A 10962-nucleotide genomic window follows, 5' to 3' on the forward strand; every position below is an offset into this window, starting at 1 on the left:
TATCTCATGGAGTTGGAGGGGGAGCAACCGCCCCCGGAACAATGTCGGTATTCTGGGCAACCTTTATCCGCCAGCCCGACTGTTCTTCCTTCACAACAACCAGAAGCAGAATGCCTTTTCGCGTTCCGGCGGATGAGCCGTCCGGAGCGGATGCACCAGTCAGGATCCATGTATAATGCACCGATGCAATGCCGGAAGATAATTCAACAACTGACGAGACGGCACCTTCTAATCGGCTGTCGCGAAACATGGTTTCATGAGTTGCGCGGTGCGCCCTTTCGATCTCGGTGTGGTTCTTCCACCACATGCCCACGACATTGACAAAATTAGCGTCGTCGGCGAACAGCGCCGCGAAGTCGTCCATGTCATGTCTATTCCAAGCATCGGCAAAGGCAGTCGCGACATCCTCAGGTTTGGCGACTACCAATCTCATGCCAAATCTCCCTTGCTTTCGCTAAAGTGTAGCATGTCGGGGTCATCGCCTCAAATGCGATTGCCAATCTTTGAATTCAAACTGGGACACAGCCTCGAGGCAGGTGTGCGGACGCCGGAACTTTAGGCGCGCGGAATATTTCCGCGTTGCAAATACATCGCAATTGCCTAATTTGGACCCGCATGACGCCGCAGGACATCACCAAGCTGATCGTTCGGACTTCGATGAAGGATCGGGCTGCGTTCGACCTGCTGTACCGGCAGACCAGTGCGAAACTTTTCGGCGTGTGCCTTCGTGTATTGAACGACCGGGGAGACGCGGAAGAGGCGTTGCAGGAAGTCTTCGTCAAGATATGGACGAAGGCGGATCGTTTTGCCGTCTCCGATCTGAGCCCGATCTCCTGGCTGGTGGCGATCGCGCGCAACCATGCGATCGATCGCATCCGAGCGCGGCGCAGGCCTGCAGTCGATATCGATACCGCGCTCGACGTGGCCGATCCGGCGCCGGGACCAGAAGCGATGGCGGTGGCGGGCGATGAGACCGAACGCATCCACCACTGTCTCGATGAACTGGAAAAGGACCGGGCGGCGGCCGTCCGCGGCGCTTATCTCAAGGGCGAAAGCTATGCCGAACTGGCGGAACGTCACGGCGTGCCGTTGAACACGATGCGTACCTGGCTGCGCCGCAGCCTGATGAAGCTCAGGGAATGCCTGGAAAGATGACGCTGGCAGAGGACAATGGACCGGAACGTGGAGGCGACGACCTGTTCGCCGCCGAATACGTTCTTGGTGTTCTGCCGGCGGAAGAGCGGCAGATCGCATCCAGGCGCATCGACAGCGAGACAGAGTTCGCGCGGCTCGTCGATGGTTGGGAAGTTCACCTCTCGCCGTTGGGCGCGGGCTATCCGGAGATCGAACCGCCGGCTTCGGTGAAGCCGGCGATCGACCGCCGGCTGTTTTCATCCACCGCCGCCGCACCCGCCGAGCCGCGCGCCGGCCTGTGGTCCAGCCTCGCCTTCTGGCGTGGCCTCGCCGTGGCGGCTGTTGCCGCGCTGGCGCTCTATGTCGCCGTTCCCTATGTCAATCGGCCGGCCGAACAGCCGCAGGCGCGACTGGTCGCCTCGCTGGCCGCCGACGGCAGCGACGTCAAATATCTCGCCGTCTATGATTCCGAACGGCATGAAGTCAGCCTTTCGCATGTTTCCGGCGCGCTCGCCTCCGGCAAGGACTTCGAACTGTGGATGATCGAGGGCAAGAACGCGCCGGTCTCGATGGGCGTCATCCCGGCCGGTGCGACGGCGCACATTGGGGTCTCGCCCGCCACGCAGCAGAAACTCGCGCAGGGCGCCGTGCTGGCCGTCAGCCTCGAGCCTGCCGGAGGCTCGCCGACCGGCCAGCCGACCGGCCCCGTTGTTGCCGCGGGCGATCTGAAGGGCATCTGATCGACCCTTCGGATTGTGACAAGGTAGAAATTACCCAGTCTATCTCCATCACATATGTCTAATAGGCCCGTAAGCCGGCAAACCGCCGTGCTCGAAAAATTTATCCCGCAATGCAGATAAATCTAAAAACCAGGAAATAGTCTGAAACTCACGCATCTGTGTTCCGTATCTCCTCGCGTCCCCAAAAATGGGAAGAGAAACCCGAGGAGTCCAGATATCATGCGTAGATTCGCCACCCTTTTGCTCGCCGGTACGATCGCTGTCTCCGCGCTTGCCACGGCTGCTTATGCTGAAAACCCGATGGTCGGCGGCGCCGCCATGTTTGCCAACAAGACCATCGTCGACAACGCCGTCAATTCCAAGGATCACACGACGCTGGTCGCCGCCGTCAAGGCCGCCGGCCTAGTCGAGACGCTGCAAGGCGCCGGCCCGTTCACCGTCTTCGCGCCGACCAACGAAGCCTTCGCGGCACTGCCAGCCGGCACGGTCGACACGCTGCTCAAACCCGAGAATAAGGACAAGCTCACCAAGATCCTGGCCTGCCACGTCATCGGCGCCAAGGCGATGGGGGCGGATGTGGCCGCAATGGCCAAGGCCGACGGCGGGACGCACAAGGTCAAGACGGTCGGCGGCTGCGAGCTGTCGCTCAAGGCCGATGGCGGCAAGGTCACCGTCACCGACGAGAACGGCAATATCGCCAATGTGACGATAGCCGACGTCGAACAATCCAACGGCGTCATTCATGTCATCGACAAGGTTCTGCTCCCGAAAATGTGATGGGACCGAAAATGTAACAAGGCGCTTGCCGCGGACGAAACAGCAGGCAAGAGCTCTCTGTCGATCGCGTCGTCTCGCTCCCGTGATCCGCTATCGGCACGCCTGCTCCGCGCCGTTCCACGGTCACCCGTGAACGGCGTGGAGTGTCGTTTGAGGGCAACCGTCACCGGCTTTTGACTTTTGCGTGGCGGGTATAGTTTGGCAAAACGGACGACAGGAGGAACTGGTCATGAACCGTCGCGACTTTCTTTTGAGCGGTGCCGCCGCGATCGGCGTCGTCGGTGCCGCGGCAACGGTGCTTCGCATGGGCAGCCCGCAGGCCGCGCAGGCCGCCGAGAAATTCGAGGTCACCAAGACCGACGACGAATGGAAGGCCATCCTGTCGCCGGCCGCCTTCGACGTGCTGCGCAAGGAGGGCACCGAGTATCCAGGCACCAGCCCGCTGCTCAACGAACACCGCAAGGGCATCTTCGCCTGCGCCGGCTGCGACCTGCCGGTCTATCCCTCGGAGACGAAATTCGATTCCGGCACCGGCTGGCCGAGCTTCTGGCAAGAGATCGCCAATGGCATCGGCAAGACCGAGGACCGGTCGCTGGGCATGACCCGCACCGAAGTGCATTGCCGCCGCTGCGGCGGCCATCTCGGCCACGTCTTCGACGATGGCCCGGCGCCGACCGGCCTGCGCCACTGCATCAACGGCGTCGCGCTGACCTTCAAGCCCGCCACCGCCTGACGCTAGAGCAGTTCAGCGATTGGTAGAATCGCTGAACTGCTCTAACTATTTGTTTTTACGCAATTCCGGACGGAAAACCGCTACACACTTTTCCTGGAATTGCTCTAGCAAGGGCAATAAAAAACTCCGGGCTTTGCGGCCCGGAGTTTTTTGCGCTGTCAGCGTTTCAGGCGTGGACTGGAGGAGCTTCCTGAAACCGCTGCCGCGTATGGTTCTTTTGTTTCAGTGCCCGCCGCCTCCGCCACCACCGGGCGCGGCCGGCTTCCTGATCAGCATGGTGAACAGGCCAAGCGTCGCGAACAGCACCGTGAGCATGTAGAACACGTCCATGAAAGACAGCAGCGCCGCCTGTTGATGGACCATGCCCGACAATTTGGAGATCGCCGCACTGGTAGCGTCCAGGCCTGATGTCTGCTCGAAGTTGAGCGTCATGTTCTGCAGCTTCTGCTGGGCCGCCGCGCTGCCCCACTGCACGTGCTCGCCGAGCCTTGCGTAGTGGAAGGCATTGCGGTCGATCAGCACGGTGTTGATGAGGGCAAGGCCGACCGCACCACCGAGATTGCGGGTGAGGTTGAACAGGCCGGATGCATTCTTCAAACGGTCCGGCGGCAAGGTGCCGAGCGCGATGTTGTTGATCGGCACCATGCACAGCATCATCGAACAGCCGCGCAGGATCTGCGGGATGAGCAACTCATAAAAATCCCAGTCGGCGGTCAGGTGGGTCATCCACCATGTGCCGGTAGCGAAGCCGAAGAAGCCGATCATCATCATCAGCCGCAAATCCATCTTGCTCGACAGGATGCCGGAGATGGGCGCGGTGAAGAACATGGCTAGGCCGCTGACGAACAGCGCTTCGCCGATCATCATCGAATCGTAGCCGCGGATGCGCCCCAGGAAGACCGGATAGAGATAGGTCAGGCCATAGAGGCCGATGCCGATGACGAAGGAAAACAGCGAGCCGAAGGCGAAGTTGATGTTGCTGAACGCCTTGAGGTCGACGATCGGTTCCTCGGCGGTGAAGACACGCCAGAAGAAGATCACCGCGCCGATGGTCATGATGATGGCGCAGATGAACACGGCCTGGTCTTGCAGCCAGTCGTTGTTCGGACCCTCTTCCAGCACGTACTCCATGCAGCCGAGGAAGGCGGCCATGCCGGCGAGGCCCCACCAGTCGAACTTCGAGAACAGCTTGAGATTGGGCTTGTCGAAATCGATCAGCGACCAGGCCGCGGTCGCCACCAGAATGCCGGGCACGACATTGACCAGGAACAGCCAGTGCCATGAAAAGGCGTGGCTGATATAGCCGCCGACGGTCGGGCCGATGGTCGGCGCCAGCGTCGCCACCAAGCCGATCATCGGCGAGACGATGGCGCGGCGCGACGGCGGGAAGATGGTGAAGGCGGCAGCGAAGACGCTCGGGATCATGCCGCCGCCGATGAAGCCCTGCACGGCGCGGTAGACGATCATCTGGTCGATGTTGGTGGCGGTCGCGGCCAGCGCGCTGGCCGCGGTGAAGCCCGCGGCCGCGACGGTGAACAGCACGCGCGTCGACAGCATCCGGCTGAGGAAGCCCGACAGCGGGATCATGACCACCTCGGCGATCAGATAGGCTGTCTGCACCCACGGGATCTCGTCGGAACTGGCGCTGAGGCCGGCCTGGATTTCGGCCAGCGAGGCTGAGACGATCTGGATGTCCAGGATCGCCATGAACATGCCGAACACCATCGCCAGGAAGGCAATGACGCGTCGCGTCGAAATCGTGTCGGGAACCGCCGGCATGGCCGGTGGCGATCCTGCGGTGATGGTTGCGGTTGCCATGTCCTAAGCCTCCTTGAGGCAGGCCGGGCGGCCAGGTGCTTCAATCAGCCACCAAGCCGCCCTCCGAAAAGCGATTAGTTACTGGTCGCGGCAGGCGCCGTGCGGCTGTCGACGGCGACGACGACGCTCAAGCCCGCGCGCAGCTTGGCGGTTTTCAGCGCATCGGCCGGCACGTCGATGCGGACCGGCACGCGCTGCACCACCTTGGTGAAGTTGCCGGTGGCGTTTTCCGGCGGCAGCAGCGAGAACACCGCGCCCGACGCCGGCGCCAGCGAGGAGACGGTTCCCTGGATGGGGTGGCCGTCGATGGCGTCCACCGAGATGTTGACCTTTTCGCCGGGAACCAGCCGGGCAAGCTGCGTCTCCTTGAAGTTGGCGACGATGTAGAGCTTGTCCATCGGCACGACCACGGCGAGCTTCTGGCCGGGGCTGACCAGATCGCCCTGTTCGACGGAGCGGTTGCCGACGACGCCGTCATACGGCGCCTTGAGCACGGTGAAAGAGAGATCGCGCGCGGCCTTGTCGCGGCCGAGCTGCAAGGAGGCAAGCGTGCTCGCCGATTCGGCACGCTGTGCCTCGAGCACGCCGATATTGGCCTGCGCAGCGGCGATCTGCGCGTCGGCGCCGACGAGAGCGGCCTTGGCCTGGTCGAGCGCGGTCTGGGCGTCGTCCAGCTGTGCCTGCGTGCCGACATGCGTCTTGACCAGTTGCGCGGCGCGCTGCTGGGCGCGGCCGGCATTGTCGGCGGCGGCCTGGTCGGCGACCTTCTGCGCCTGCGCCTGCTGCAGGGAGGCCTGCGCGGCCTTGGTCTGCGCGTCGATGCGGTCGAGCGTCTTGGCCAGCGTGGCGATCTGCGCCTCGGCCTGGGCAACGGCGATCTTGTAGTCGCCGGCATCGATCGTCAGCAGCGGATCGCCGGCCTTGACCTGCTGGTTCTCGCTGACCAGGAGCTGATCGACATAGCCGGAAATTTTTGGCGAGACGAACGCCATGTCGGCCTGGACATAAGCATCGTCCGTGGAGATCATGAAGCGGCCCGTGGTCCAGTAATCATAGCCGTACCAGGCGCCGCCGCTCAAAAGGGCAAGGCCGATGATCGGCAGAAGGAAAGAGCGCACCGAGCGCTTCTTCTTGGCCGGAGCTTCAGCCTCCGGCGGCGGTGCGACGACTGGCTGGACATGCACATCGGGCGCTTCCGTCGCCGGGGCAACCTTGGCGTTGGGGAAAGGGCGGACTTCGGCGGTGACGGACGTATTCGAGGACATGACATCTCTCTAAAGTTATAATACTGAACCGTTCGGTTCGATCTGGGCGTTGACATAGCGCGTAAAGAGGACCATATCAAGGGGCAATCGAACCGGTTGGTTCGAATTATTTTCGGGGTGTGATTTTTATGGTTGAGACTGTGCGCAACGCCGAAGCCGACCAGTGCGAGGATCTGCTGGATGGTCTGCGCCGTGGCCGCCCGGCAGCCGGACAGGATCCGGTCAAGCGCAGCCAGATCATCGACGGTGCCCGCCGCGTCTTCATCGAAAAGGGCTTCGAGGCCGCCTCGATGAACGACATCACGCGCGAGGCCGGTGTCTCCAAGGGCACCATCTATGTCTACTTCGCCAACAAGGAAGAGTTGTTCGAGGCGCTGATCGAGGAAGAGCGCGGCACCATCTTCAAGAACATGTACGACATGCTCGACCGCGCCGACGATTTGCGCCAGACGCTGGTCAAGTTCGGCAAGGTCCTGTCGATGAAGATCACCTCGGCCAGGGTCATCCAGGCGCAGCGCACGGTTATCGGCGCCTCCGACAGAATTCCGGACATGGGCGCGCGTTTTTACGAACGCGGGCCCAAGCGCGGCCATGACAAGGTGGTGGTCTTCCTCAACGCCGCCATCGAGCGCGGCCTGCTCGAGATCGACGATGTCGACCTCGCCGCCTATCAGTTCACCGAACTGTGCCTGGCCGGTCTTTTCCGGCAGTGCATCTTCGCCTACCGCACCAAGGCACCGACCCAGGACGAGATCGATCACATTGTCCGGTCGGGCGTCGGCATGTTCCTCAAGGCCTACGGCACCGAAAGGCTGGCAGAGGAAGAAAACAGCTCACACTCGCCCTGACAGGAATCTCCGAAACGGCCGTCCAGTGGCCGATTTTTTGCGGAGGGCGGCTTGACCTCAAGGCGCGGAGCGTCAACGTCTGGATCTGGGTAGAACCGATCATTCGGCGGGAATGGTTCTCGTTCGCGAGCGTGAGGGCAGATCGGGATGGGCGTTCCGAAGCTCCAGAATCAGATGCGACGCATCGTGGCGGACTTCAACGCCGGTCGCCACGAGCAGGCACGGCTGCTTTGCGGGGAGGCTCTTCGCGAGGCGGCTGACGACCCTGCCCTCAACCACCTTATGGCTGCCGTTCTTTTCGCCAAGGGAGAGATATCGGAAGCCCGCGCCCATATTCAGGCAAGTCTGGCGATCCGGGCTGACAACGCATCCGCCCAATTGCTCGCCGGCCGCTTGGCGCGGGCGGCGCGGGATTTTGACCAAGCACTGTTCCATCTCGCGCGCGCGGCGGAATTGGCGCCTGGCGCCGCTGTGCTCATCGAGCAGGGGCGCACGCTCGATGAGGCAGGCGACCGGGCCCATGCGCTCGAGGTATGGCGACAGCTGACACTTGCCGATCCCTTTTCGGCGGAGGCGGCAGCACGCCTGGGCCGCATGCTGTTCGAGGACGGAATGCCCGCCGATGCGGCACCCTTGCTGGAGCGGGCCGTAAAGGGAAGCGCGCCCGCGTCGGCATGGTTCGACCTCGCCCTTGTCAGGCAGGATCTGCATGATCATGTGGGGGCAGCGGCCGCCTATCGCAAAGCGCTGGAGATACGCCCCGACGACGCCGAGGCGGCAGTCAATCTGGGGGTAGCGCTTCAGGAAGCGGGCGATATGGACGCCGCGATCGAGGCCTATCGAACGGCCTACGGGCAGCGCGCCACAACCTTTGGCACCATCGCGATGGCCCTGACGTCAGCGCCGCACGGCAAGCTTTGGATCGATCGCGAAGCGTTGAAGGGCTTGCTTGGTAAAAACAAAAATTAGGTCGGGTCGCATTTGGAGCGGCGGCACTCGAATCGGAGCTCTAGCGGGCGCGTTTCACGCGAAACTGCTTACGGTAGACGCCGGGTTCGGCAAGAACCTCGGCGACGGTTTTTTCATAGGAGGCTTTGCGTGTGACATCGAAGCTTTCGAAAACGAGTTCGGGCGCGGCGCGCGGCACGGGAAAGCATTGCGCAACCGGCGTGCCCTTCGCCAGCACGCCGGAGAAACCCTGGTCGGTCCAAATCGCCGGGAAATTGATGCCGGCGTCCTGGAAGTGATCCGAATCGACGACACCAGTCACCAGGCGGAAAGGAAGATCATCGCGGTTGACCGGATGGGTGGCGAAGAGGGACCAGCCTTCCTCCAACTCGATCGTCCAGAAACTGTTGAATTTTATCGCCGCCAGGCCATTCGACAACGGTGCGCCGGAGAGCTGTTCGGCGACATGGAAGCTGAGCGGCGAACGCGGGTGGCCCTTCGTTGACGGCTCGGCGATGTCCCACCGCCATTCAAAGGCCCCGTTCTCAACTGTCACATCGCATGGCAGCAGGATCATGAAGCCATGTGTCATCGCATCAACGAAGGGCGGACACTGTTTTACTGTCCTGATCTCTCGCCCATGGATTTCCGAATAGGCTTTCGGAGGCATCTTGCGGAGCCAGTCAGGCAGCACGCCACGCGCGGGAACCGGCCGGGGGAGCATTTCGGCAAGCGCGGGATCACAACGAAAAACGATACGCATCCGGTTGCCCTCGAACGGCACTGCGATGTTGACGGATTGCCAGGGCGCGGTCAACGTATGCGCGCACGACGACTAGCCGCCATTCGCCGCGAGCACGATGGCAGCCTGCAATTCCTCAAGGCCCTCGCCCTTTTCCGATGATGTCGCCAGCACGAACGGGAACGCCGCCGGACGCTTCTTGATCTTTTGCAGCGTCTCCTCGATCAGCCGCGGCACGCCGGCGGCCTTGATCTTGTCGGTCTTGGTCAGCACGATCTGGTAGGATACCGCCGCCTTGTCGAGCAGCGACAGCACCTCGTCGTCCTTGGCCTTGATGCCGTGGCGGGCATCGATCAGCACATAGACCCGCTTCAGCGTGACGCGGCCCTTGAGATAGTCGAAGACCAGCTTGGTCCACTCGTCGACTTTCTCCTTGGGCGCGGTGGCGTAGCCGTAGCCCGGCATGTCGACCAGCGCCATCGGCGGCAGGTCGGTGCCCTCGCCTGAAAATCCGTCCGGCACGAAATAGTTGAGTTCCTGCGTGCGCCCCGGCGTGTTGGAGGTGCGCGCCAGCCCCTTCTGGTTGACCAGGGCGTTGATCAGCGACGACTTGCCGACATTGGAGCGGCCGGCAAAGGCTATCTCCGGCGGCCCTTCCGGCGGCAGGAACTTCATGGCCGGCACGCCGCGGATGAAGATCCATCCGCGCGTGAACAGGTCGGTTTGGATCGCGGTGCTGTTGGGAACGTTCAAGCTGCTGCCTCCAGTAGAGAGATATCGGCGCTCCTGATGGCGTCGAGATTGCGGCCGATCTTGTCCACCGGCCAGTCCCACCATGCCACCGCCAGCAGCCGTCGGATCGTCCTGTCGTCGAAACGCATCTTCACCACTTTCGCGGCGTTGCCGGCAACGATCGCATAGGGCGGCACATCGTGCGTCACCACCGATTTGGCGGCGATGATGGCGCCATGGCCGATTTCCACGCCGGGCAGGATCACGGCCTCCATGCCGATCCAGACATCGTTGCCGACCATCGTGTCGCCGCGCAGTTCCTTCGACCATGTCTGGGGGTCGAAACCCTTTTCCCAGCCATGGCCGAAAATGTTGAACGGATAGGTCGAGAAGCCGGACATGGCGTGATTGGCGCCGTTCATGATGAAGCGCGCGCCCTCGGCGATGGCGCAGAACTTGCCGATGATGAGCTTGTCGCCGATGAAGGGATAGTGATGCAGCACGCATTTTTCGGCGAATTTGTCCGGCCCGTCCGGGTCGTCATAATAGGTGAAGTCGCCGATCTCGATGTTCGGCTCTGTCACCAGAGGCTTCAGGAAGCCGACGCGCGTGTGCATCGGGATCGGGTGCTTGATGCTGGGGTTGGGTCCGTCCATGTCGAAGTCCGTCCAGGAAGTGATAGCCACGCGGATCCGCAATCCGCGCGCCTGGTCAAAATAACGTGATCCGCCCTATAGCACCAATCGGCTGACGAGCGAGCCTTCCTTGCCCGCCACGCTCATTTGTTGCCGCGGCAGATCACGATCGGGTTGGACAGCGCGCTGTCGAAACCACTGCCCTGATAGACCTGAACGTTCGACGCTCCGGGCGGCAGCATGAAGCTGCCTTCGACGACCTTCTGATCTCCCGCCATCGTGTGAAGATCCCAACTAAACGTGCAGAACTGCGGCGGTGCCTTGGGTTCGACATGGCTGCAGTTGAGCTGCGCGCCGCCCAGCATGGCGGCGCCGCCGCAGCTGACCGCATCCTTCGCGGCAGCGGCGCCGGGGCACCGAACGAGAGCCGTGAGAGCCGCGATCCTGATCCAATCCATCGCCAAAATCCTTGCCGGCAAATCCACATCACCACGCGGCTTTTGCATGCCGTGGCCCATGCGTTTTTTCTTCCCCGGGGCTTAATCGGTCTTGCGCGGGGCGTCCAGCAGGATTATGTGCATGATGATAAT

13 protein-coding genes are annotated in these 10962 nt (G+C 62.3%); 6 read left to right on the forward strand and 7 right to left on the reverse strand.

What is annotated here, in order from left to right:
- Nucleotides 1-4: 4 nt before the first annotated feature.
- On the reverse strand, nucleotides 5-433 hold the full coding sequence (locus EN850_RS11030) for an SgcJ/EcaC family oxidoreductase (RefSeq protein ID WP_135917047.1): 429 nt from the start codon (nucleotides 431-433) through the stop codon (nucleotides 5-7).
- Between the two features lie 182 nt (nucleotides 434-615).
- Between EN850_RS11030 and EN850_RS11035 the strand changes: the two genes are divergently transcribed.
- The 4 genes from EN850_RS11035 (at nucleotide 616) to msrB (ending at nucleotide 3384) form a co-directional block, all read left to right on the forward strand.
- Entirely contained in the window at nucleotides 616-1155 is a 540-nt protein-coding gene (locus EN850_RS11035) for a sigma-70 family RNA polymerase sigma factor (RefSeq protein WP_136091235.1), read from the forward strand.
- On the forward strand, nucleotides 1152-1874 hold the full coding sequence (locus EN850_RS11040) for an anti-sigma factor (protein ID WP_127280229.1): 723 nt from the start codon (nucleotides 1152-1154) through the stop codon (nucleotides 1872-1874). The genes EN850_RS11035 and EN850_RS11040 overlap by 4 nt, the downstream gene beginning before the upstream one ends.
- 219 nt (nucleotides 1875-2093) lie before the next feature.
- Nucleotides 2094-2651 carry a fasciclin domain-containing protein gene (locus EN850_RS11045; RefSeq protein ID WP_135917045.1) on the forward strand — a complete coding sequence of 186 codons (558 nt, stop codon included), beginning with the start codon at nucleotides 2094-2096 and terminating at the stop codon, nucleotides 2649-2651.
- Between the two features lie 229 nt (nucleotides 2652-2880).
- The gene (msrB, locus tag EN850_RS11050; protein ID WP_135921709.1) at nucleotides 2881-3384 is read left to right on the forward strand and encodes a peptide-methionine (R)-S-oxide reductase MsrB; all 504 of its coding nucleotides are present in this window, start codon (nucleotides 2881-2883) and stop codon (nucleotides 3382-3384) included.
- A gap of 222 nt (nucleotides 3385-3606) precedes the next feature.
- Here msrB and EN850_RS11055 read toward each other — a convergent pair whose 3' ends face one another.
- Nucleotides 3607-5163: a DHA2 family efflux MFS transporter permease subunit gene (locus EN850_RS11055; protein ID WP_245520811.1), complete on the reverse strand. Its 1557-nt coding sequence runs from the start codon at nucleotides 5161-5163 to the stop codon at nucleotides 3607-3609.
- Between the two features lie 113 nt (nucleotides 5164-5276).
- The gene (locus EN850_RS11060; protein WP_136091236.1) at nucleotides 5277-6467 is read right to left on the reverse strand and encodes an HlyD family secretion protein; all 1191 of its coding nucleotides are present in this window, start codon (nucleotides 6465-6467) and stop codon (nucleotides 5277-5279) included.
- 128 nt (nucleotides 6468-6595) lie between these two features.
- On the opposite strand from EN850_RS11060, the gene EN850_RS11065 reads away from it, so the two are divergent.
- Nucleotides 6596-7315 carry a TetR/AcrR family transcriptional regulator gene (locus EN850_RS11065; RefSeq protein WP_135862562.1) on the forward strand — a complete coding sequence of 240 codons (720 nt, stop codon included), beginning with the start codon at nucleotides 6596-6598 and terminating at the stop codon, nucleotides 7313-7315.
- Between the two features lie 147 nt (nucleotides 7316-7462).
- On the forward strand, nucleotides 7463-8284 hold the full coding sequence (locus EN850_RS11070; protein ID WP_245520802.1) for a tetratricopeptide repeat protein: 822 nt from the start codon (nucleotides 7463-7465) through the stop codon (nucleotides 8282-8284).
- Nucleotides 8285-8324: 40 nt separating this feature from the next.
- Here the strand turns inward: EN850_RS11070 and EN850_RS11075 are convergent, their stop codons facing one another.
- From EN850_RS11075 to EN850_RS11090, 4 genes are all read right to left on the reverse strand, one after another.
- Nucleotides 8325-9026, reverse strand: a complete 702-nt coding sequence (locus tag EN850_RS11075; protein ID WP_135917043.1) for a hypothetical protein — start codon at nucleotides 9024-9026, stop codon at nucleotides 8325-8327.
- Nucleotides 9027-9098: 72 nt separating this feature from the next.
- Entirely contained in the window at nucleotides 9099-9758 is a 660-nt protein-coding gene (gene yihA / locus EN850_RS11080) for a ribosome biogenesis GTP-binding protein YihA/YsxC (protein WP_127278556.1), read from the reverse strand.
- The gene (locus EN850_RS11085; protein WP_189343552.1) at nucleotides 9755-10393 is read right to left on the reverse strand and encodes a CatB-related O-acetyltransferase; all 639 of its coding nucleotides are present in this window, start codon (nucleotides 10391-10393) and stop codon (nucleotides 9755-9757) included. Before EN850_RS11085 ends, yihA begins: the two co-directional genes overlap by 4 nt.
- Before the next feature lie 122 nt (nucleotides 10394-10515).
- Entirely contained in the window at nucleotides 10516-10890 is a 375-nt protein-coding gene (locus EN850_RS11090; protein ID WP_246689177.1) for a hypothetical protein, read from the reverse strand.
- Nucleotides 10891-10962: the final 72 nt, after the last annotated feature.

The sequence above is a fragment of the Mesorhizobium sp. M8A.F.Ca.ET.207.01.1.1 genome, assembly GCF_004794715.1.
In the GTDB taxonomy this organism is placed as follows: domain Bacteria; phylum Pseudomonadota; class Alphaproteobacteria; order Rhizobiales; family Rhizobiaceae; genus Mesorhizobium.